At 68.0% G+C, this 21,132-nt stretch carries 17 protein-coding genes and 1 riboswitch; of the genes, 8 read left to right on the top strand and 9 right to left on the bottom strand.

Annotated features, from left to right (window positions below; genetic code table 11):
• Positions 1–52 precede the first annotated feature (52 nt).
• The 3 genes from mtgA to GQ674_RS14165 are packed head-to-tail and all read left to right on the top strand — an operon-like array spanning position 53 to position 2,252.
• On the top strand, positions 53–802 hold the full coding sequence (mtgA, locus tag GQ674_RS14175) for a monofunctional biosynthetic peptidoglycan transglycosylase (protein ID WP_159497588.1): 750 nt from the start codon (positions 53–55) through the stop codon (positions 800–802).
• A gap of 39 nt (positions 803–841) precedes the next feature.
• Positions 842–1,861: a glycosyltransferase family 2 protein gene (locus GQ674_RS14170; protein WP_159497587.1), complete on the top strand. Its 1,020-nt coding sequence runs from the start codon at positions 842–844 to the stop codon at positions 1,859–1,861.
• Entirely contained in the window at positions 1,821–2,252 is a 432-nt protein-coding gene (locus GQ674_RS14165; RefSeq protein ID WP_159497586.1) for a CBS domain-containing protein, read from the top strand. The genes GQ674_RS14170 and GQ674_RS14165 overlap by 41 nt, the downstream gene beginning before the upstream one ends.
• Positions 2,253–2,595: 343 nt before the next feature.
• Here the strand turns inward: GQ674_RS14165 and GQ674_RS14160 are convergent, their stop codons facing one another.
• From GQ674_RS14160 to GQ674_RS14145, 4 genes are all read right to left on the bottom strand, one after another.
• Positions 2,596–4,581: an AsmA family protein gene (locus GQ674_RS14160; RefSeq protein WP_159497585.1), complete on the bottom strand. Its 1,986-nt coding sequence runs from the start codon at positions 4,579–4,581 to the stop codon at positions 2,596–2,598.
• A 751-nt stretch (positions 4,582–5,332) separates the two neighbouring features.
• Positions 5,333–5,974, bottom strand: coding sequence for a hemolysin III family protein (locus GQ674_RS14155; RefSeq protein WP_137191636.1), 642 nt, complete (start codon positions 5,972–5,974; stop codon positions 5,333–5,335).
• A gap of 84 nt (positions 5,975–6,058) precedes the next feature.
• On the bottom strand, positions 6,059–7,663 hold the full coding sequence (locus tag GQ674_RS14150) for a peptide chain release factor 3 (RefSeq protein ID WP_159497584.1): 1,605 nt from the start codon (positions 7,661–7,663) through the stop codon (positions 6,059–6,061).
• 76 nt (positions 7,664–7,739) lie between these two features.
• Positions 7,740–8,633 carry a M23 family metallopeptidase gene (locus GQ674_RS14145; RefSeq protein ID WP_159497583.1) on the bottom strand — a complete coding sequence of 298 codons (894 nt, stop codon included), beginning with the start codon at positions 8,631–8,633 and terminating at the stop codon, positions 7,740–7,742.
• A 155-nt stretch (positions 8,634–8,788) separates the two neighbouring features.
• Positions 8,789–8,909, top strand: a riboswitch (SAM riboswitch).
• A gap of 78 nt (positions 8,910–8,987) precedes the next feature.
• Between GQ674_RS14145 and GQ674_RS14140 the strand changes: the two genes are divergently transcribed.
• Genes GQ674_RS14140 through GQ674_RS14130 form a run of 3 tightly spaced genes read left to right on the top strand, consistent with a single transcriptional unit; the run spans position 8,988 to position 12,327 of the window.
• Positions 8,988–10,019 (top strand): homoserine O-succinyltransferase, encoded by a 1,032-nt coding sequence (locus tag GQ674_RS14140; protein WP_137191633.1) that lies wholly within the window; start codon positions 8,988–8,990, stop codon positions 10,017–10,019.
• A complete protein-coding gene (locus tag GQ674_RS14135) occupies positions 10,016–11,260 on the top strand; it encodes an O-succinylhomoserine (thiol)-lyase (protein ID WP_159497582.1) in 1,245 nt (414 codons plus the stop codon). Before GQ674_RS14140 ends, GQ674_RS14135 begins: the two co-directional genes overlap by 4 nt.
• Positions 11,257–12,327 carry a homoserine dehydrogenase gene (locus tag GQ674_RS14130; protein WP_159497581.1) on the top strand — a complete coding sequence of 357 codons (1,071 nt, stop codon included), beginning with the start codon at positions 11,257–11,259 and terminating at the stop codon, positions 12,325–12,327. The genes GQ674_RS14135 and GQ674_RS14130 overlap by 4 nt, the downstream gene beginning before the upstream one ends.
• 207 nt (positions 12,328–12,534) lie before the next feature.
• On the opposite strand, the gene GQ674_RS14125 is transcribed toward GQ674_RS14130, so the two are convergent.
• Together GQ674_RS14125 and GQ674_RS14120 are read right to left on the bottom strand one after the other, a co-directional pair.
• Positions 12,535–13,536 carry an alpha/beta hydrolase gene (locus GQ674_RS14125; protein ID WP_159497580.1) on the bottom strand — a complete coding sequence of 334 codons (1,002 nt, stop codon included), beginning with the start codon at positions 13,534–13,536 and terminating at the stop codon, positions 12,535–12,537.
• A 114-nt stretch (positions 13,537–13,650) separates the two neighbouring features.
• Entirely contained in the window at positions 13,651–15,033 is a 1,383-nt protein-coding gene (locus GQ674_RS14120) for an L-serine ammonia-lyase (protein ID WP_159497579.1), read from the bottom strand.
• A gap of 97 nt (positions 15,034–15,130) precedes the next feature.
• On the opposite strand from GQ674_RS14120, the gene GQ674_RS14115 reads away from it, so the two are divergent.
• Positions 15,131–15,349 carry a glutaredoxin family protein gene (locus tag GQ674_RS14115; RefSeq protein ID WP_236546087.1) on the top strand — a complete coding sequence of 73 codons (219 nt, stop codon included), beginning with the start codon at positions 15,131–15,133 and terminating at the stop codon, positions 15,347–15,349.
• A 172-nt stretch (positions 15,350–15,521) separates the two neighbouring features.
• Here the strand turns inward: GQ674_RS14115 and GQ674_RS14110 are convergent, their stop codons facing one another.
• Genes GQ674_RS14110 through GQ674_RS14100 form a run of 3 tightly spaced genes read right to left on the bottom strand, consistent with a single transcriptional unit; the run spans position 15,522 to position 17,343 of the window.
• Positions 15,522–16,088 (bottom strand): YceI family protein, encoded by a 567-nt coding sequence (locus GQ674_RS14110; RefSeq protein ID WP_159497578.1) that lies wholly within the window; start codon positions 16,086–16,088, stop codon positions 15,522–15,524.
• Positions 16,089–16,090: 2 nt separating this feature from the next.
• A complete protein-coding gene (locus tag GQ674_RS14105; RefSeq protein ID WP_128097170.1) occupies positions 16,091–16,663 on the bottom strand; it encodes a cytochrome b in 573 nt (190 codons plus the stop codon).
• Positions 16,660–17,343, bottom strand: a complete 684-nt coding sequence (locus GQ674_RS14100; RefSeq protein WP_159497577.1) for a YceI family protein — start codon at positions 17,341–17,343, stop codon at positions 16,660–16,662. The genes GQ674_RS14105 and GQ674_RS14100 overlap by 4 nt, the downstream gene beginning before the upstream one ends.
• Before the next feature lie 298 nt (positions 17,344–17,641).
• Here GQ674_RS14100 and GQ674_RS14095 point away from each other — a divergent pair, with 298 nt between their 5' ends.
• Complete coding sequence (locus GQ674_RS14095) at positions 17,642–21,082, top strand: ATP-binding protein (RefSeq protein WP_236546086.1); 3,441 nt, start codon at positions 17,642–17,644, stop codon at positions 21,080–21,082.
• Positions 21,083–21,132: the final 50 nt, after the last annotated feature.

Here is a 21,132-nt window from a genome sequence, read left to right as displayed (position 1 = left end):
GCAGTTGCCGGATAATGCGCCGACAACCGTGCAAGCAAAGGATGCACCACTAATGGGGGCAGAGCGCAGCAACCTCAAGGCCGAACCGGGCCTGGAACCGTCGCGCCCGCGACGCTGGCACTGGAAACGCCTGCTATGGCTGCCGGTGCTGTTCGCCGCCTTCAGCGTGCTGCAGGTCCTGGTTCTGCGGTTCATCGACCCGCCGGTGTCCATGGTGATGCTGTGGCGGTACGGCGAGGCGCTGGGCCAGGGCGAGTGGGACTACCGGCTGCACTACCAGTGGCGCGACCTGGACCAGATGGCACCCAGCCTGCCGATTTCGCTGGTGGCCGCCGAGGACCAGCGCTTCCCCGTGCACAACGGGTTCGACCTGCAGGCCATCGAGAAGGCACGCGACCACAATGCCAGGGGCGGCCGGCTGCGCGGGGCCAGCACGATCAGCCAGCAGGTGGCCAAGAACCTGTTCCTGTGGCAGGGGCGCAGCTGGGTTCGCAAGGGCCTGGAGGTCTGGTACACGGTGCTGATCGAGGCACTGTGGCCGAAGTCGAGGATTCTGGAGATGTACGCCAACATCGCCGAGTTCGGCGATGGCATCTACGGCGCGCAGGCGGCGGCACGCCAGTTCTGGGGCAAGGACGCGGCGCGGTTGAGTCCGGCCGAAAGCGCCCGACTGGCGGCGGTGCTGCCGGCGCCGCGGCGCTACAACGCGTCCAGGCCGGGGCCCTATGTGCAGCGTCGCGCGGCGTGGATCCAGCGGCAGGCGCGGCAGCTGGGCGGAAGCGGCTACCTGGCCGACGACTGACGATTCATGAAGGTGACGGGGCAAGGCTACAATCGCCGCATGACTGTCCAACGCCTCACCCTGGTCATCGCTGCCCACAATGAAGCCCTGGCGCTGCCGCGGCTGCACCCCCGCCTGCGCGCGGTGCTGGACGGGCTGCACGGCATCGACGGCCGCGTGCTGTACGTGGACGACGGCAGCAGCGACGCCACCTGGGCGGTGATGCAGGCCCTGGCCGATGCGGATCCCAGCGTGGGGGTGCTGCGCCTGTCGCGCAACTTCGGCAAGGAGGCCGCGCTCACGGCGGGGCTGGATTTCGTCGACAGCGGCGCGGTGATGATCCTGGACGCCGATGGCCAGGATCCGCCGGAACTGATCCCCGAGTTCGTCGCACTGTGGCAGCAGGGCTACGACAACGTGTATGGCACGCGGCTGGCCCGCGACGGCGAAAGCTGGTTGAAGCGAAGCACGGCGGCGGCCTTTTACCGCGTGATCGGGCGGCTGTCCAAGACCCCCATTCCGGCCGACACCGGCGATTTCCGGCTGCTGTCGCCGCGCGCGCTGCAGGCGCTGGGACAGCTGCGTGAGCGCCACCGGTTCATGAAGGGGTTGTTCGGCTGGGTGGGCTTCCGGCGCAAGGCGCTGCCCTACCGTAGACACGCGCGGCTGGTGGGGCAGAGCAAGTTCGGGCTGTGGAAGCTGTGGAACTTCGCGCTGGAAGGCATTACCGGGTTTTCGACCGCGCCGCTACGGGTGACGACCTATCTGGGCCTGCTGACCGCCAGTGTGGCGTTCGTGTTTGCGGTCTGGGTGGTTGCCAAGGCGGCGCTGTATGGCGACCGCGTGGCCGGCTGGCCGACGATGATGGCGGCGATCCTGTTCCTGGGCGGCGTGCAGCTGATTGCGCTGGGGCTGATCGGGGAATACCTGGGGCGCTTGTACGACGAGTCCAAGCAGCGCCCGCTGTACCTGGTTGACACCTGGCAGGCACCGTTCGTGGCAGACTCGTCCGTGCATCCCATCGGTGGAGAGCAACGAGATGACCACGGTACGACAGCTGTTGGACGGCAAGTCCCCTGAGGTTTTCGCGGTAGGCCCGGAATCGCCGGTGATCGATGCGATCCGCCTGATGGCTGAAAAAGGGATTGGCGCGGTGCTGGTGATGGACGGCCGGCAACTGGTCGGCATCCTGTCCGAGCGCGATTACGCGCGCAAGATCGTGCTGCATGAGCGCTCGTCGCGGACCACGCGGGTGAGCGACATCATGACCCCCAAGGTGGTGACCGTGGCGCTGTCCGAGCAGGTGGAGCATTGCCTGCAACTGGTGACCGACTACCGGATCCGGCACCTGCCGGTGGTGGATGGCGGCAGCGTGGTGGGCGTGATATCGATCGGTGACCTGGTGAAATCGGTGATCGACGAGCAGGCCCAGAAGCTGGACCAGCTGCAGCAGTACATCGTCGCGGGGTAAATGCGGTTGGCGCCTTGCTGACACGTGGCTGAGCCCATGGGTCAGGCGCCGGTGCAGGACACGCCGTGAACCCATCCGTGTGGGGGCTCGTGGGCGGCATCCATGCCGCCCAACGGTCCTGCACCGGCCTTCCCACGGGCTCTGGACAGTTCTCGAGCGCGCGGTTGGAAGAGGGGCGGAGCGTGTCGACCACCGGTCGACACTACCTTGTGCGTAGTCCGGTCGCGCGATACACGCGCACCGATCCTGTGCGTTCGCGGTGCGCGATCAGGATGTCGCGATGCACGCACACCGCTCCCGGTAGGTACCGACCGTTGGTCGGTACGCTGACCTCTGGCCGCACTCACTTCGCGTAACGACCACCACAGTTCGAATCCTTGCCCGGGCCGGTTTCAATGGTGGCCAGCAGCGCGGCGGGCGGGGCGATGCTGCCCAGTGTCAGCGCGATCGCACCGCGGATGCCGAGCGCCTTGAAGTCCGGGCGGAACGAGGGGTCCTTGAAGCTGCCGCCGATGCGCAGCGGCGAGCGCAGGGCGAGGATGCTGATGTCCTTCGGCCGCGGGCGCAGCAGCAGGTCCAGCCGTTCCTGTTTGAGGTCCACGGTGCCCTCGCCGACGATCAGCGTGTCGGTGGTATCAAAGGCAAGCGCGCGCGAGGTCATCACCCCGTTGGCCACGCCGAAATCACCGAACGCGCAGCGCAGCGGAATCTGCTTGTCGCCGGTGAACAGGAATTTCAGCGACTCGGCCACATCCAGCCCGGCCAGCTCCATGACCAGGTTGCCGACATGGCCACGGCCAATGCCAAGAGCGACATTGCCATCGGAACTGCCCAGCATGGCCGCGACGGAGTTGCCGGTGCCGGCCAGGGCAAGGTCGCCGCTGATACCGCCCGACGCCTGTTCGGCAAGCTTGGAATCGGGCATCAGTTTGCCCAGCTGGATCTTGCGCAGGCTGGCCTGCAGCTGCGTGGAAATGGTGTCCTTGCGCGCGTCCATGCGGATGGTGCTGCGGATGTCGCCGCCGGCCACGCCGAAGTTGAGCGGTTCCAGGCGCAGGAGGCCGCCGTCCAGTTTGAGGTGCGCGTCCATGTCGTCCAGCGGCAGCACCGGCGAGTTGATGCGCTGGGCCTTCCAGCGCACGTCGGCATCCATCGCGCGCAGTTTGGTCAGGTTGTACGGGGTGTCCGGCAGGACCTTGGCGCGCGTGGCGAGCGCGGCGGCCTTGGCCTTCTGTTCGGCGTTGGCGGTTTCGCCGGCGCCGGTCTTCGGGGGCGCACCAATGAAGCCGGCCAGATCATCGAAGTCCAGGCGCTTGGACACCAGGTCGGCCTTCAGGAACGGCCGCTCGCCGCCCACGTCGATCTGCGCGGTGCCGCCCAGGTCGCTGTCGCCGGCGGTACCGGTGAAATTCTCATAGCGCCAGATGTCGTTGTTGCGCTTGAGCCGGCCCTTCAGGCGGTACGGCGGCGTGGAGGGCATGGCCACGCCGATCAGCGGGAACAGGTCTTCCATGTCCTGGCCACTGAGCATCAGTTCAAGATCGAAGGTACGCAGCGCGAAGGGGTTGGTCAGGGTGCCGCTGGCGATGGCATGGGTGCCGCCGGCGCGGCCGTCCAGATGGATGCGGAACGGGTGGTCGCTGTTGGTCAGTTCGAGCGGCGATTCGGTGCTGCCGTCGAGGGTGAACGGGTTGCCTTTCCAGCGCCCCTTGCCGTTGACCAGCAGGGGCGGTGCGCTGTCTGCGCTGCGCGGTTTACCGCTGTTGAGGGCGACCAGGACGTCGGTGCGTCCGGCGGCATCGAGGAACTTCAGCCGGCCATCATCGATCAGCAGGCGCTGCAACTGCGGCGGGTTGCCGGTTGACGGGCCGAGGAAATCCCAGTTGCCGGGGGTGTCCTTGCCGGGACCGGTTTCGAGCAGGAGATCGGGGCGGGTGAGGCGGACTTCTGGGATATGGACCTGGCCGCGCAGCAGGGGCCAGACGCGGATGGCGATTTCCGCGCGGTCGGCGCTGGCCATCTGCGGGGTCTTGGCCCAGCTGGCGTTGGCGAAGGTGAGGCGATCGGCGCGGACGGTGGTGGTGCGGCCGAGGTCGACGTCGAGGTCTCCATTGATATGGAACTCGCGCCCGGTTTTGGCCTGGACGGCGCGTTCGACGGGGCCTTTGAACCAGTTCCAGTCCCACAGCGCGATCAGCAGGAGGACCCCTGCGAAAAGGAAGACGAGGATGGCGAGCCAACGCTGTCCACGTTTGCCAGGACGACGCCAGCGCCGGCGGCGCGACACGGGGGATGGGGCAGGGGAGTCGACAGTGTTCACGTGCTCCATCCTTGCCTGTTCATCGTGCAGGGGGTGCGAAGCATTGGTAAGGATGGTGTCAGGGTGCGGTCTTTTTTTAGAAGCTTTTAGAGCAGCAGCAAGAGCAACAGCCACGGCAACTGCGACTGCAACTGCAACTGCAACTTCAACGGCCTTTGGCTGAGGGTTTGGCTGGTTGGCGCGGCGCGGGTGGGTCTGCGGGACACGCTGCAAGTCCCGCTCCGCGGCCCGGCCCAGCCGTTGGCGGCTGTGCGTTCGGACGCATGCGAGGCAGTGCCTCGCAAGCAATGCGCCCTCACCCCTGTAAGCTCGTGAGCGCCATCCATGGCGCCCAACGGTCCCGTAAAACCACCCGCGCCACACCCCGACAGACCCCGGTATGCCAGGCGTAGAGCCACCCCATGGGTGGCTGATCTTCCATCGGTGGCTGATCTTGATGGATGCCGAGGTGTGTGGGCCGTCGATTCTGGGGCGGGGATTTGGGCGTTTGGGGTATTGGGAAGGGTGTGTGGCGGGGCAATAGCTCAGCTCCGCTCCACCGCTTTCACCAAGAGGCCCGAAAAACTGTCAGGGGTCGGGGCGGGTGGGTTGGCGGGACCGTTGGGCGCCATGGATGGCGCCCACGAGCCTCCAGGGATGGATTCACGGCGTGTCCGGCCAACCCACCCGCCCCGACCCAGCCCGACAGCACCGGCCAACCGGCTTCAGCAGTTGACCTTGACCTTGACCTGAAAAAGTTGCCGAAAAAAACAAACAACCTCTAAAGAATCTGCGCAGTAACCGCAACGAAATGGCAGACACTGCCGCCGATCACGAACAGATGCCAGATCGCGTGCGAATAGCGGATCGACTCGCGGTGGTAGAAATAGGTGCCCAACGTATAGGACAGACCGCCGGCCAACAGCCAGCCCAGCGTCCAGCCGTCGATCGATGCCCACATCGGCTTGATCGCCACCATCACCATCCAGCCCATCGCGATGTAGATGATCGTCGACAGCAGCTTGAAGCGGCCGGTAAAGAACAGCTTGAAAATCACCCCGGCCAGTGCAAGCGCCCAGATCGCCGTGAACATCCCCCAGCCCCACGGACCGCCGCGCAGGCCGATCAGCGTGAACGGCGTATACGTACCGGCGATCAACACATAGATCGCGCAATGGTCGAACACCTTCAACCGCCCCTTCGCCACCGGGTGCTGGATCGCGTGGTACAGCGTAGATGCCGTATACAGCAGCAACAGCGCCACCCCGAACACGATCGCGCTGGCCAACTGCCAGCCGTCGCCGTAGATGGCGGCAAGGGTTATCAGCACCGCACTGGCGGCGAGCGCGGCAACCGCGCCCAACCCGTGGGTCAGGGCGCTGGCGATTTCTTCACGAACGGAAGCAACAGTGGTCATGGCCATCGACAGTGCGGGGAGGGGGACCCGCTCCCCCCTATCATCGCCGCGTTGGCACGCGCATGCACGCGTGCCTGTTCAGCCGGTGTCTCAGGACACCGAAATGCTGTGTGCCGCCTCGCGCGTGGCCGCGAACCGCACGTCCGGCGCGCGCTCCTGCGCCAACTGCAGGTTGACCCGGGTCGGCGCGAGGTACACCAGGTGGCCGGCCGCATCGATGCTCAGGTTGCCCGCGTTCTTCTCGCGGAACTCCTCCAGCTTCTTCTCGTTGCTGCAGCTCACCCAGCGCGCCGTGGTCACGCTCACCGGCTCGAAGGTGGCTTCCACCCCGTACTCGTCCTTCAGGCGGTAGGCCGCCACGTCGAACTGCAGCACACCCACCGCGCCCAGGATCAAATCGTTGCTCATCAGCGGGCGGAAGAACTGGGTGGCGCCCTCTTCGGACAGCTGCGCCAGGCCCTTCTGCAGCTGCTTGAGCTTCAGCGGATCGCGCAGGCGTGCGCGACGGAACAGTTCCGGGGCGAAGTTCGGAATGCCGGTGAAGCTCACCGCTTCGCCTTCGGTGAAGGTGTCACCGATGGAGATCGTCCCGTGGTTGTGGATGCCGATCACATCGCCCGGCCACGCCTCGGCGGCGATCTCGCGGTCGCTGGCCATGAAGGTCAGCGCGTTGGCCAGCTTCATCTCCTTGCCGGTGCGCACGTGGAAGGTCTTCATGCCGGCCACGAAACGCCCCGAACACACCCGCATGAAGGCCACGCGGTCGCGGTGCTGCGGGTCCATGTTGGCCTGGATCTTGAACACAAAACCGGTCAGCTTGTTTTCCTGCGGGGCGATCACCCGGCCGGTGGTGGCGCGCGGCTGCGGCGACGGCGCGTGCTCGACGAAGAAGTCCAGCAGCGGCTGCACGCCGAAGTTGTTCACGCCCGAACCGAAGAACACCGGGGTCTGCTTGCCGGCCAGGTAGGCCTCCAGGTCGAACGGATGGCTGGCGCCCTGCACCAGTTCCAGTTCGTCGCGCAGGTCGGCCAGCATGCGCTCGCCGATCTTCTCGGCCAGGCCAGGCGAATCGATCGACGGGAAAATGGTCGAATCCTGGCGGGTGAAGTTGCGGCCCTGCTCGTACAGGTGCACTTCGCCGCTGATCAGGTGGACCACGCCCTTCAGGCGCTGGCCCATGCCGATCGGCCAGGTCACCGGGGCGCACTGGATGCCCAGCACGCTCTCCACTTCGTCCAGCAGGTCGATCGGCTCCTTGCCTTCGCGGTCCAGCTTGTTGATGAAGGTCATGATCGGCGTGTCGCGCAGCCGGCACACTTCCATCAGCTTGATGGTGCGCTCTTCCACGCCCTTGGCCACGTCGATCACCATCAGCGCCGAGTCCACTGCGGTGAGCACGCGGTAGGTGTCCTCGCCGAAGTCGGCGTGGCCGGGGGTGTCGAGCAGGTTGACGATCTTGCCTTCGTACGGGAACTGCATCACCGAGGAGGTGACCGAGATCCCGCGCTCCTTTTCCAGCGCCATCCAGTCGGAGGTAGCGTGGCGGGCGGCCTTGCGGCCCTTCACCGAGCCGGCCATCTGGATCGCACCGCCGAACAGCAGCAGCTTTTCGGTCAGCGTGGTCTTGCCGGCGTCAGGATGGGAAATGATGGCGAAGGTACGACGGCGCGCAGCTTCGGTAGCGACTTCGGACATGGCGTGACGCGCCCGCCCGGGGCGCTTTTCATGGAGATAAGCCGCCCAGTATAGCGGGGGTGGGCGGCGGCCGGGGTCAGGGCTTCCCGGTGGTGCCGCTGGCGGCGGACGCACGGGCGAAGTGCAGCTCGCCCTGCGGGGTCACGATGCGCACCGGCACCGAGCGCAACTGCATGCCGCTGTTGGCCTGCACCACGAAGTGAAGGTGCGGGGCGGTGCTGTAGCCGGTGTTGCCCGACAGCCCGATGCGCTGCCCGGCGTCCACCCACTGGCCGCTCCGCACCAGCACGCCGTTGGCCTGCAGATGGGCGTACACCGCCATGCTGCCGTCCTCGTGCAGGATCCGGATGAAGTTGGCCCGGTCACGGTCGCGCTGCGGGTCCAGGCCGTGGTCAGCGAAGGTGCCCTGCACCTGCATCACCCGGCCGGCCCGCGCGGCCAGCACCGGGGTGCCCTCGGGGAGGGCGAAGTCGATGGCATCGCGGTTCTCGGCATCGGTATGGCTGAAGCGGCCCTGCGGGGCCTGGCTGACCTGAAAGCCCCGGGCGTCGAACGGCAGCGCGTAGGCCACGTCCTGCGGGTTGGCGGCCGGGTCACCGGGCACGGCGTCCAGCAGCACGTCCAGACGCGGCACGTCGCCGGGCAGCTGCAGGCGGCTCACCACCACGCTGGCCGAGCCCGCCAGGACGGTCTGCAGCGGCAACCCGGGCAGGGCGGTCGCCCCGGCCGGCTGGCGCAGCGCCACCTGCACCGGCCCTGGCAGGTGGTTGTCCACCCGCGCCTGCCAGCGGTTGCCGCCCCCTTCCAGCCTCACCGTGGCGATGCCTGCTTTGGCCGGGGCCGCAGGCGCGCGGGTCGCAGCCTGCTCGACCAGCCCCCACCCGGCGCGCCAGCCCGCCCCCTCTGGCGCGGCGGCGGCCTGCAGTCCCAGGGGCACAAGGAGCACGGTCAGCAGCAGGGTAGGGCGCATGGCAGGCATCCAGTAACGATGGCCGCGACTGTACGCACCCGGGTTCATTCAGGAAAGCGGCCGCCGGCATGGGCCGCACGCCTGATGAGGAAAAACTATATCGCTTCATCCCGATGAAAGGATTGACATGGCCGGAAAGGGCTGGCATCGTGGCTCCACCATCGAGACCGGCAGAGGGACAGGCCCTTTGAAGCCGGGGCAGCCCGCAGACGCGCAAGCGACCTGCGTAGGTGCCAAATCCTGCGGAGACCGTTGGCGTCTTCCGAAAGATGGTTCGAACCGTGCACCGTGCGTGCACTTCGAACGCGAGCTCCGCGAAAGCTCGATGGCCGTTTTCCTACTTTGGATACCGCCATGGGTTTCGCCACTGCCGCCGCTGTTGCCACCGACACTTTCGCCCCGGTCAGCGTTCCGCTCGACGCGGGATTGCACGCCGTGCGCGGCGAAATCGCCGCCGTGCTGTCGATGCGCCACAACGGTCCGCGCCCGGTCCGGCTGCGCTACGAACTGGTCGGCCGCGGCGATGCGCCGGTGGTGGTGCTGGCCGGAGGCATCTCGGCGCATCGCCATGTGGCCGCCAATGCCGAATTCCCGGAGAAGGGCTGGGCCGAAGGCCTGGTCGCGGCGGGGCGCGCGCTGGACCCGGCGGTGCAGCGCATCCTGGCGTTCGATTTCATCGGCGCCGATGGCGCCCTCGACCTTCCGATCGACACCGCCGACCAGGCCGACGCGCTGGCGTTGCTGCTCGATCACCTTGGCATTCCCCAGCTGCAGTGCTTTGTGGGCTACTCCTACGGCGCGCTGGTGGGGCAGCAGTTCGCCATCCGCCACCGCCAGCGCCTGCTCAAGCTGGTGGCGGTGAGCGGCGCGCACCGCCCGCATCCGTATGCCGCCGCGTGGCGTGCGCTGCAGCGCCGTGCCGTGGCGCTGGGCCAGCTGCAGTGCGCTGAAAGCCACGGGCTGGTACTGGCCCGCCAGTTCGCGATGCTCAGCTACCGCACGCCGGAAGAATTCGGCGAGCGCTTCGACGCGCCGCCGGAAGTGGTCAATGGCCGCGTACGTGTGGCGGCCGAAGACTACCTCGATGCCGCAGGCGCGCAGTACGCCGCGCGCACCCCGGTCGATGCCTACCTGCGCTTGTCCGAATCGATCGACCTGCACCGCGTCGACCCTGCCGCCATCCGGGTGCCGACCGTCGTGGTGGCCGTGGAAGGCGACCGCCTGGTGCCGCTGGCCGATTGCGTTGGCCTGGTGGAAGGGCTGGGTCCGCGCGGCAGCCTGCGCGTGCTGCGCTCGCCCTACGGGCACGACGCCTTCCTCAAAGAAACCGATCGCATCGACGCGATCCTCGCCAACGCCATCCGTTCCCTGGGAGAAACCGCATGAGCCAGTCCACCGGTACCGAGCCGTCCTGTAGCCGTGTCACCGCCGCCGTGCGCGCCGGCATCGACCGCGATACCGCCCACGGCGCGGTGACCCCGCCGATCGTGCTGTCCTCCAATTTCAGCTTCGATGGCTTCGGCAACAAGCGTCAGTACGACTACACCCGCAGCGGCAACCCGACCCGCGACCTGCTGGGCGAAGCACTGGCCGAGCTGGAAGGCGGCGCGGGCGGGGTGATCACCTCCACCGGCATGGGCGCGATCAACCTGGTGCTCAACGCGCTGCTGCAGCCCGGTGACACGCTGGTGGTGCCGCACGATGCCTACGGCGGCAGCTGGCGCCTGTTCAACGCATTGGCGAAGAAAGGCCACTTCGGCTTGATCACCGCCGATCTCACCGACCCGCGCTCGCTGGCCGACGCGCTGGCGCAGTCGCCCACGCTGGTGCTGGTGGAAACCCCGTCCAACCCGCTGCTGCGCATCACCGACCTGCGTTTCGTCATCGATGCCGCGCACAAGGCCGGGGCCAAGGTAGTGGTGGACAACACCTTCCTGTCGCCGGCGCTGCAGCGGCCGATCGCGTTCGGCGCGGACCTGGTGCTGCACTCCACCACCAAGTACATCAACGGCCACAGCGACGTGGTCGGCGGCGCGGTGATCGCCCGTGACCCGGCCGTGCACGAACAGCTAGTGTGGTGGGCCAACGCGCTGGGCCTGACCGGCTCCCCGTTCGACGCGTTCCTGACCCTGCGCGGCCTGCGCACCCTTGGCGCTCGCCTGCGCGCGCACCAGGAAAACACCACCGCGGTGGTCAACCTGCTGGCCGCCAGCGATGCGGTGGCCAAGGTCTACTACCCGGGCCTGGCCGATCACCCCGGCCATGCCATCGCCGCCCGCCAGCAGGACGGCTTCGGCGCGATGCTGTCCTTCGAACTGGCTTCCTGCCCGGGCGATGATCCGCATGCGGCGGTGCGCGCGTTCGTCGATGGCCTGCGCTGTTTCACCCTGGCCGAATCGCTGGGCGGGGTTGAAAGCCTGGTGGCGCACCCGGCCACCATGACCCACGCGGCGATGACGCCCGAAGCGCGCGCGCATGCCGGCATCAGCGAAGGGCTGCTGCGCCTGTCGGTGGGCATCGAGTCGCCGGAAGACCTGGTGGCCGACCTGCAGGCCGGGCTGGAGCGCGCGCAGGCGGTGCTCGACCTGCAGGCCACGGCCGTGGTGCGCAAACAGGTGGACGCATGAGCGCCGTATTGAGCCTTGACGCCGCCCCGGCACGCCGCCTGGCGCTGCTCGGCACCGGCACAGTGGGCACCGCATTCGTACAGCGCTATCAGTCGCTGCAGGCGCGCGGCGTGGCGTTGCCGGCGTTCTCCTGGCTGGCCAACTCGCGCACGGCCCGTGCCTGCGCGCACGCACCGGACCACGAACTGCAGCAGGCCAACCTGGCGGCGCGCGGCGTGCCGGCGCTGCAACCGTGGGCGGAAGCCGAAGGGCTGCAGCGGGGCGACGTGGTGGTGGATGCCACGGCCAGCGACGACGTGGCCAACTGGCACGAACAATGGCTGGCGCGTGGCGTGCACGTGGTGACCGCCAACAAGCTGGGCCAGGGTGCGCAGCTGGCGCGGGCGCAGGCGATCACCGAAGGGCGGGTCGGCGGCGGCGCGCAGTACGGTGACAGCGCCACGGTCGGTGCCGGGTTGCCCCTGCTCAGCAGCCTGCGCGCGCTGGTGGCCGGCGGCGACCGCATCCACCGCGTGGAAGGCGTGCTGTCCGGTTCGTTGGCCTGGCTGTTTCATCACTATGACGGCCAGCGCGCATTTTCAGAATGGGTGCGTGAAGCGGCCAGTGCCGGGTATACCGAGCCCGATCCGCGCGTGGACCTGTCCGGTGAGGACGTGCGCCGCAAGCTGCTGATCCTGGCACGGGCCAGTGGCATCGCACTGCGCGGCGAGCAGGTGGCGGTGAACTCGCTGGTGCCGGCCGCACTCGCCGCGCTGCCGACCGACGCCGCGCTGGCGCAGCTGTCGCTGCTGGATGCACCGCTGCAGTCGCTTTGGCAGCAGGCGCAGGAACAGGGCGGCTGCCTGCGCTTCGTCGGCGGCTTCGACCATGACGGCGCGACGGTCGGCCTGCGCATCCTGCCGCTGGGCCATGCGTTGGCCGGTGGCGGCCAGACCGACAACCGCGTGGCCATCCACAGCGATCGGTACCCCACCCAGCCGCTGCTGATCCAGGGGCCGGGCGCAGGCGCGGACGTCACTGCGGCGGCGCTGCTGGATGACGTACTGGCGATCGTGCGCCACCGGTAGAGCCGACCGTTGGTCGGCTGCTCCTGATCTCAGCATCGCGCGAACGGCAGCCGACCAACGGTCGGCTCTACCGGGGTGGGCGTATCGGTGACACGGAGCATTGCAACGCTGGCGCATTCCGCGCGTAGAGCCGACCGTTGGTCGGCTGCTCTTGATCTCAACATCGCGCGAACGGCAGCCGACCAACGGTCGGCTCTACGTCGGTGGTCAGGGGGCGTTGGACAGCGCCTTCAGCAACGCGGCGTTGAACCGCGCGGGGGCCTGGACCTGCGGCGAATGGCCCAGGTCGTCGAAGGGCACCAGGGTGGCACCGGGGATGGCGGCGGCAGCGGCCTTGCCCAGTGCCGGGTAGTCGCCCAGCGTGGCCTTGAGCGCGGGCGGCGCCAGGTCGCGGCCGATCGCGGTGCGATCCTTCTGCCCGATGAAAAGCGTAGTGGGCACGCGGATGTCCGGCAGTTCATGGACCACCGGCTGGTTGAACACCATGTCCGAGGTCAGTGCCTGGCTCCAGGCCACCGCCTGTTTGCCGGGGCCGTCGTACATGCGCGACTGCATGCGCGCCCACTGCTCATACGCCGGCGTCCAGTCGCCGTTGTAGTACACGTCCAGCTGGTACTTCTTGATGCTGTCGAAGGTGGTCTTCAGTTCGCCGGCATACCATGCGTCGATGCTGCGCCACGGCACACCCTTGGCCTTCCAGTCTTCCAGTCCGATCGGGTTGACCAGCGCCAGTCGGCGCAGCTGCTGCGGGTACATCAACGCATAGCGCGCGGCCAGCATGCCGCCCATTGAATGGCCGACCAGGTCGACCTGGGCCGCATCCAGGCCCAGGTGGGCGAGCAGCGCATGGGTATTGGCGGCCAGTTGGCCGAAGGAATACTGATAGCGCTCGGGCTTGCTGGATTTGCAGAACCCGATCTGGTCCGGTGCGATTACCCGGTAGCCGGCCGCGCTGAGTGCGCTGATGGTGTCTTTCCAGGTGGCCGCGCAGAAGTTCTTGCCGTGCAGCAGCACCACCGTGCCCGCCACGGCGGTGCCGGCCGGGGGAACGTCCAGGTAGGCCATCTGCAGCGGCTGCCGCTGCGATTCAAGGTCGAAGGTCTTGACCGGCCACGGGTAGTCGAAGCCTTCCAGGCGGGGCCCGTAGGTGTCGGCGGCAAGGGAGGTCAGGGGCAGGCAGGCGAGCAGGGCGGCAGCCAGGATGCGCATGGCGGTCTCCGGAACGGGGGGAGGCCTGACTGTACCGGAGCGGTCGTGCAGGTGTGCCGATGATGCGCATGCGAGCAGCCGACCAACGGTCGGCTCTACCGGCGGGTCAGTGGATCAGCACTCGATGACGTTGACCGCGAGCCCGCCGCGGCTGGTTTCCTTGTACTTGTCCTGCATGTCGCGGCCGGTGTCGCGCATGGTCTTGATGACCTTGTCCAGCGAGACTTTGTGCTTGCCGTCGCCGCGCATGGCCATGCGGCTGGCATTGATCGCCTTCACCGCGCCCATCGCGTTGCGCTCGATGCAGGGAATCTGCACCAGCCCGCCGATCGGGTCGCAGGTCAGGCCAAGGTTGTGCTCCATGCCGATTTCGGCCGCGTTCTCGATCTGGCTGGGGTTGCCGCCGAGCGCGGCGACCAGGCCGCCGGCCGCCATCGAGCAGGCCACGCCCACTTCGCCCTGGCAGCCCACTTCGGCGCCCGAGATCGAGGCGTTTTCCTTGTACAGGATGCCGATGGCCGCCGAGGTCAGCAGGAAGTCGAAGATGCGTTGTTCATTGGCGCCGGGGCAGAAACGGTCGAAGTAATGCAGCACCGCCGGCAGTACGCCGGCCGCACCGTTGGTCGGCGCGGTGACCACGCGGCCACCCGCGGCGTTTTCTTCGTTGACCGCCAGCGCGTACAGATTCACCCAGTCCAGGGTGGTCAGCGGATCGCGCATGCCCGCTTCGGGCTTGGACGACAGTTCGCGGTACAGCGCCGGGGCGCGACGGGACACATGCAGGCCGCCCGGAAGGGTGCCCTCCTGGCGGATGCCACGGGCCACGCAGGCCTGCATGGCACTCCAGATCTCGCGCAGCTGCTCGCGGATCTCGTCTTCGCTGCGCCAGCACTTCTCGTTCTCGAACATCATCTGGGCGATGCTCAGCCCGCTGCGCGCGGTCTGCGCCAGCAGTTCGTCGCCGCTCTTGAACGGGTAGGGCAGCGGGGTTTCATCGGGCACGATGCGGTCGTCGGCGGCATCGTCCTGGTTGACCACGAAGCCGCCGCCGACCGAGTAGTAATCGCGCGTGGCGATGACCTGTTCGTCGGCGTCATAAGCGGTGAAGCGCATGCCGTTGGTGTGGTACGGCAGCTTCTGTCGCTTGTTCAGGCCCAGGTCGCGCTTCTCGTCGAAGGCGATCTCGTGGGTGCCCATCAGGCGGATCCGCTTGCTGCCGCGGATGCGCTCGAGGGTCTCGGGGATGATGTCCGGGTCGATCAGGTTCGGGCGCTGGCCCTCCAGCCCGAGCAGCACCGCCTTGTCGGTACCGTGCCCGCGCCCGGTCAGGGCCAGCGAGCCGTATACGTCGGCGCGAATCCGCACCACGTCGTGGAGGCGGCCCGGGTCCAGCAACCAGCGGTGCACGAAGCGTTCGGCGGCCTTCATCGGTCCCACGGTGTGCGAGGAGCTCGGGCCAATGCCGATCTTGAAAACGTCGAACGTGCTGACAGCCATGATTGCCAAACTGCGGGTATCGGATGGAGCACTATTCTATGCTGTCGCAGGCGCCAGCCTTGAGTGCGGCGCAACATTTCCCAAGGCGGGTGGGCCGGTGTTTACCTTGTTCCAGCGTGATGACTGCCATCTGTGCGACCAGGCCCTGGCGGTCCTGGCCCAGGCCCGGGTGCCTGGCCTGGAGAGCGTGTTCGTTGACGACGATGCCGCCCTGGAGGCCCGCTACGGCCTGCGCGTGCCGGTGCTGCGCGATGCACAGGGGCGGGAACTGGACTGGCCGTTCGATGTGGCGGCGGTAGACGCCTGGCGCCGGTAGAGCGGACCGTTGGTCGGCTGCGCGGGTGGCATCATCGTTGCGGCAGCCGACCAACGGTCGGCTCTACCGGAAGGCATCATCGTCACAGGAGCCGACCAACGGTCGGCTCTACCGGAAGGCATCATCGTCACAGGAGCCGACCAACGGTCGGCTCTACCGTAGCCGGCGCGGCTTATTTTGCTTTCAGTACGACCTTGGTGCTGATCGCCGTTTCGTTCGGAATGGTCTTGGTGTCGGCCCAGTCGCCGCCGCCCACGCCGAAGTCCAGGCGCTTGACCGTCGCCTTGCCGCTCAGCACCGGCTGCGTACCAGGGGTCCAGGTGAAGGTGAGGGTGACCGGCTTGCTCACCCCGCGCAGTTCCAGGGTGCCGTCGGCGGCGTACTGGTTGTTGCCCAGCGCCCGGAACGTGGTGGCGCTGTACTTGGCCTGGGCGAACTTGCCGACGTTGAAGAAGTCCGCGCCCTGCAGGGTCGAGTCGCGGTCGCTGTTGCCGCTCTTGGCACCGGCCAGCGGGATGGTCACTTCCAGCTTGGATCCTTCCAGCTTGGCCGGGTCGAAGCTGAGCTTGGTATCGAAGCCCGGGAAGGTGCCGGTGAACACTTCGCCGTCGTACTTGGTGGCAAACACCAGTACCGAACCGGGGGCCTGCACATAATCGGCGGCCAGCACCGGGGCGGTGGCCATCAGGCCGGCCAAGGCGGCGGCTACGGCGGCGGGAGAGGTGAGCTTGATGGTCATCGTCAGTCCTTCTGGGGGGAGGCAAGCCAGCGCTGCGGCAGCATGCGCGCAAGGGTGGCATCGCGTTGGTAAAAATGGTGGTAAAGCGCCGCGCCGGCGTGGGCCAGCACGACCGCGATGAGCAGCCAGAAGCCCCATTCGTGGATGGCGTGGGAGAGCTGGGTGGTGCGTTCATCCGGGCCACTGAGCTTGGGTACGTCGACCAGCCCGAACCAGCGGAACGGGCGCAACCCGCTGGCCGAGTCGTACAGCCAGCCCGACAGCGGGAGGGCGAACATCAGCACGTACAGCAGCCAATGCGTGGCCGAGGCGATGCGTTCCTGCCAGGTGGGCGTGCCGGGCACCGGGGCGGGGGCGCCGGCGTACAGGCGCCAGCCCAGCCGGGCCACCACCAGCGCCAGTACGGTAATCCCCACCGACTTGTGCAGGGTATAGATCCAGAAGTACTTGGGCGTCTTCGGGAACTCGCCCATGGTCAGGCCCAGGATGCCCATGGCCAGGATCAGCAGGGCGATCACCCAATGCAGGGTCTGGCTGACGCCGCCCCAGCGGGTCGCGGTGTTCTTGGCAGTCATGGCGTGGTCTCCTCGACCGGCGGTGGGGATGGAACCTGGGCGTCGTCGCGCGGCGGCGTTCCCGTGGCGTCGACCGGCGGGGTGTCGGCCGGATCGGCGGCATTTCTGTCGCGAACGGCCTCCGCTTCGATCCGCAGCGCCACCGTGTCGCCGATCATCGACGGCCAGCCAGATACGCCGAACGCACTGCGGCTGAGCGTGGCGGTGGCGGAGAACCCGGCGGTGCGGCGGAACGGCGGCAGCGGGTGACGCTTTAGTGCATTGAGGGTGACCGCCAGGGTGACTTCGGCGGTGACGCCATGCAGGGTCAGCTGGCCGATGACGTTGGCGTGGGTGTCATCAATGGGCTCCACCCGGGTCGAGACGAACCGCGCCTGCGGGAAGCGTTCGGCGTCCAGCAGGTTGCGCGCCAGCGTGGCCGTGTTCCATTTTTCATCGCCCAGGTCCAGCCGCTGGAGCGGCACGCTCACGCTGAGCGTGGCGGTCCGCCAGTCCTGCGGATCGAACACCAGCACCCCTTCGCTGCCGGACACTGTGCCCAGCGCGTGGGAGAAGCCGGCATGCTCCACCGCAAACAGCACGCGGGTGTGGACCGGATCCAGCCGGTAGGTATCGGGCGCGGCCTGCGCTGCCCAGGGGGCGGTGCACAGCAGCAGGGCGAGGGTCAGGCGCAGGATCATGGCCGGGCTCCGGGAAGGTCAGGGCCGATCATACGCACAGCACCGTCACCGGCAGCAGTGTCATGGCTGCAACAGATCGTGGTGCAACTTTCCGTCGGCGGCGGTCCCGAGGCTGCGTCGGCCCGCGCGCGGCCGCAGGGGCTGTGGGACAATCAGCGGCTACAGGGAGATCTGGATGGCGATGGGGACGCGTGGCTGCTGCGCGGGCATCGTGCTGCTGGTCCTGGCATTGTGCCTGGTGCCGGTGGCGGCATGGGCCGCAGGAACAACGGCAGGAGCATCGGCAGAAACGCCGCGCATGCGCCGCCTCGGTGCTGCCGACGGCATGCCGTCGCGCATGGTGCTGGCGCTCGCACAGGATCGCCAGGGGTACATCTGGGCGGCCACCGACGACGGCCTGGCGCGCGTGGATGGCGTGGGCCTGCGCGTGTGGCGGCATGACCCGGCCGACCCCGGCTCGATTCCCGGCAACGAAGTGGAAACCCTGCTGGTGGACCCGATGGACCGGGTCTGGGTGGGGGTGAACGGCGTCGGCCTCAGCATGCTGGCCCCCGGGCGCGCGGCTTTCCAGCATTTCACCGACCTCAATGCCCGCTGTGATGGCCAGTTCTGGTCGCTGGCCTATGCGGCCAAGTCGCTGTGGATCGGCACCAACCGGCACGGTATCTGCCGGCGGGGGGAAGACGGCAGCCTGGTGCAGTACCACGCCGATCCCAACGACCCCGACAGCCTGCCCGATGACACCATCTACACCCTCCTGGCGGACCCGAACGGGCATGTGTGGATCGGCACCGGCAGCGGCGTGGCGCGCTGGGACGGGCAGCGCTTCCATCGCGTCGCACCGGCGCTGCTTGGCGGCAAGAGCGTGTTCCGGCTGACCCGCGAACCTGATGGCACCGTGTGGGCCGGCACCGAAGGCGGTTTGTTCCGCATCGGCGCCGATGGCAGCGTGCGCAAGGCACCGTGGACGCTCAGTGCCGACGTACGTGCGGCCACCGTCATCCACGATCGCAACGGCGGCTACTGGCTGGGCACGGCCGATGGCCTGTACCGCGGCGACGAAGCCGCGGTGCACCTGCTGGCCGGTGATGCCGGCAGCGGCTTCCTGACCGCGCGCAGCGGTGTGCTGGACATGCTGCAGGACCACGAAGGGGGGCTGTGGGTCGCCATGCTGACCCAGGGGCTGGCCTATCTGCCGCCGGGGTGGAAGCGCTTTTCCACCTGGTACCAGCTCGACGGCAAGCCGCTGGACAGTGTGTACCTGCTGAGCGCCGCCGCGGCCGGCGACGATTTCTACATCGGCGGTGCGCACGGCATCTACCGGCTGGACGCGCAGGGCACCCTACGCCAGATCGCCGATGACAGGCAGCTGGGCGTGGGCGCCATCTGGTCGGTGCTGCCGCGTGCCGACGGCGCGCTGTGGATCGGCCGGGGCGGGCGGCTGGGCCTCTACCAGCCGCGCACCGGTCAGCTGCGCGAGTGGAAGATCGGGGGCGGGTCGGACGTGCGCCAGCGCATCGACCTGATCCGTCAGGCCCCCAATGGTGAGTTGTGGATGTCGGTCATGAGCCTTGGCATCCAGCGGCGCGATGCGCAGGGCAACCTGCTGGACACCATCCGCATCGAAGAAGGCCGCGGGCTGACCGAGAACCCGGTCGAGCAGATGCTGTTCGACCCGCGCGGACAGCTCTGGATCATGGGCGGCATGGGCCTGCTGCGTTGGACCGAAGACCGCTTCGAGCAGGTCCCGGGCATTTCCCGCGGCAGCATCTACGACCTCACCTGGACCAGTCCGAACGAGCTCTGGCTGGCACGCAACGGCGCGCTGGAGCGGTACGGCTGGGACGGGCTGAGCATGACCCTGCGCGAGCGGGTGGGCGCTGCGCAGGGCCTGCCGGCGGTATCGATGGGCGGGGTGGTCACCGGTCGTCAGGGCCAGGTCTGGGCCACCACGCCGCGCGGGCTGGTGCGCTGGGATGGCGCGCAGCGCCGGTTGCGTGTCTATGGTGAGCGCGACGGGCTGCCCGACGTGGAGTTCAGTGGCCGGCCGCCGGTGCGTGCGGCCAACGGGCGCATGCTGGCGGTGACCGCCACCGGGCTGGTCGGCTTCGATCCAGATGCCCCCGATGTGCCGCTGCCGCCCTCGCAGCTGGTGATCGACAACGTGCAGGTACGCCGCGACGACGCCGAAGGCCAGCAGTCGCTGCCCCCGGATGCACCGATCGTGCTGGGCCCGCAGGACCGCGACCTGATCATCAGCGCACGGCTGCTGTCTTACGCCAATCCGCAGGGCAACCGCTATCGCTACCGCGTCTCCGGCTACGACCAGAACTGGGTGATGCAGGCCGCCGATGGCGAACGCCTGCTGTCGCGCCTGCCCTCGGGCCACTATGCCATCGACGTGCAGGCGGCCACGCCGCAGGGGCAGTGGACGCCCTCGCGCACGCTCAGCGTGGAAGTGCTGCCGCCGTGGTGGCGCAGCAGCTGGGCGATCCTGGCGTACCTGCTGCTGTGGCTGCTGCTGGTGGCGGTGGTGGCGTACGTGGCACGCGCGCGCCTGCGCCGTCGCCAGCAATGGCAGCTGACCGTGCACAAGCAGCAGATCGCAGAGCAGGCATCGCAGGCCAAAAGCCAGTTCCTGGCCACCCTGGGCCACGAGGTGCGCACGCCGATGACCGGTGTGCTGGGCATGAGCGAACTGCTGCTGGCCACGCCGCTGGATGAACTGCAGCGCGGCTATGCGGCCTCGATCCAGCATGCCGGCACCCACCTGCTGCGGCTGGTCAACGATGCGCTGGACCTGGCCCGGATCGAAGCCGGGCGGCTGGAACTGGACATCCGCCCGTTCGACCTGATGTCGATGCTGGCCCAGGTACAGGCGCTGATGGAGCCGATGGCGCACCACCGTGGCCTGGCGTTCGAGCGCAGCTTCAATCTGCCCGGTCCGATCCTGGTCAGCGGCGACGAAATGCGCGTGCGGCAGATCCTGATGAACCTGCTGGGCAATGCGATCAAGTTCACCGAGCGCGGGCACGTAAGCCTGGGCGCGGAACTGATCAATGGCGGCATGGGCATCATTTTCGAGGTGGCCGACACCGGGCCAGGCATCAACACCGACCAGCAGCAGCGCCTGTTCCATCGCTTCGAACAGGCCGATGGCCCACGGACGGCATCGCGCTATGGCGGAAGCGGGCTGGGCCTGGCGATCTGCCAGGAACTGGCGGTGGCGATGGGCGGGCGTATCGATATCGACAGCCGGCTGGGCCACGGCGCGCGTTTCAGCGTGCAGTTGCCGCTGCCGTGGACCCAGCAGCAGGGCACCGTCGCCAGCCACGCGTCCGATGCCGCGCGTATCCAATTGCCGCCCTTGCGGTTGCTGCTGGTGGAAGACGACCCGACCGTGGCCGATGTGATCGCCGGCCTGCTGCAGGCGCGTGGCCACGAGGTGGTGCACGTGCTGCATGGGTTGGCCGCGTTGTCGGAAGTGGCTGCCGGCCGCTTCGATGTCGGCCTGCTCGATCTGGACCTGCCGGCATTGGATGGCATCGCCATCGCCGGCCAGTTGCGCGCAATGGGCTATGAGTTGCCGCTGATCGCCGTGACGGCACGGTCGGATGCCTACGCCGAACAGCAGGTGCTGCAGGGCGGTTTCGACGGTTTCCTGCGCAAGCCGGTGACCGGTGATCTGCTCATCGATGCCATCGCCCAGGCACGGGCACTGCGCCAGCGCGAGAGCTGAATGCCGTTCGTGATTAAGTGCATCAGTTGATAGGTGGCGTTCGATCAAAT

It is taken from the genome of Stenotrophomonas sp. 364 (assembly GCF_009832905.1).
Taxonomy (GTDB): Bacteria; Pseudomonadota; Gammaproteobacteria; order Xanthomonadales; family Xanthomonadaceae; genus Stenotrophomonas; species Stenotrophomonas maltophilia_AP.
Note: the sequence above shows the minus strand (reverse complement) of the source record. Positions and strands in the feature narration are given on the sequence as shown.

Bases quoted from the DNA above. Each gene is read 5' to 3' on its own strand.
- mtgA (WP_159497588.1), top strand. From the start codon at position 53: ATGGGGGCAGAGCGCAGCAACCTCAAGGCCGAACCGGGCCTGGAACCG.
- GQ674_RS14170 (WP_159497587.1), top strand. From the start codon at position 842: ATGACTGTCCAACGCCTCACCCTGGTCATCGCTGCCCACAATGAAGCC.
- GQ674_RS14165 (WP_159497586.1), top strand. From the start codon at position 1,821: ATGACCACGGTACGACAGCTGTTGGACGGCAAGTCCCCTGAGGTTTTC.
- GQ674_RS14160 (WP_159497585.1), bottom strand. From the start codon at position 4,581: ATGGAGCACGTGAACACTGTCGACTCCCCTGCCCCATCCCCCGTGTCG.
- GQ674_RS14155 (WP_137191636.1), bottom strand. From the start codon at position 5,974: ATGGCCATGACCACTGTTGCTTCCGTTCGTGAAGAAATCGCCAGCGCC.
- GQ674_RS14150 (WP_159497584.1), bottom strand. From the start codon at position 7,663: ATGTCCGAAGTCGCTACCGAAGCTGCGCGCCGTCGTACCTTCGCCATC.
- GQ674_RS14145 (WP_159497583.1), bottom strand. From the start codon at position 8,633: ATGCGCCCTACCCTGCTGCTGACCGTGCTCCTTGTGCCCCTGGGACTG.
- GQ674_RS14140 (WP_137191633.1), top strand. From the start codon at position 8,988: ATGGGTTTCGCCACTGCCGCCGCTGTTGCCACCGACACTTTCGCCCCG.
- GQ674_RS14135 (WP_159497582.1), top strand. From the start codon at position 10,016: ATGAGCCAGTCCACCGGTACCGAGCCGTCCTGTAGCCGTGTCACCGCC.
- GQ674_RS14130 (WP_159497581.1), top strand. From the start codon at position 11,257: ATGAGCGCCGTATTGAGCCTTGACGCCGCCCCGGCACGCCGCCTGGCG.
- GQ674_RS14125 (WP_159497580.1), bottom strand. From the start codon at position 13,536: ATGCGCATCCTGGCTGCCGCCCTGCTCGCCTGCCTGCCCCTGACCTCC.
- GQ674_RS14120 (WP_159497579.1), bottom strand. From the start codon at position 15,033: ATGGCTGTCAGCACGTTCGACGTTTTCAAGATCGGCATTGGCCCGAGC.
- GQ674_RS14110 (WP_159497578.1), bottom strand. From the start codon at position 16,088: ATGACCATCAAGCTCACCTCTCCCGCCGCCGTAGCCGCCGCCTTGGCC.
- GQ674_RS14105 (WP_128097170.1), bottom strand. From the start codon at position 16,663: ATGACTGCCAAGAACACCGCGACCCGCTGGGGCGGCGTCAGCCAGACC.
- GQ674_RS14100 (WP_159497577.1), bottom strand. From the start codon at position 17,343: ATGATCCTGCGCCTGACCCTCGCCCTGCTGCTGTGCACCGCCCCCTGG.
- GQ674_RS14095 (WP_236546086.1), top strand. From the start codon at position 17,642: ATGCGCCGCCTCGGTGCTGCCGACGGCATGCCGTCGCGCATGGTGCTG.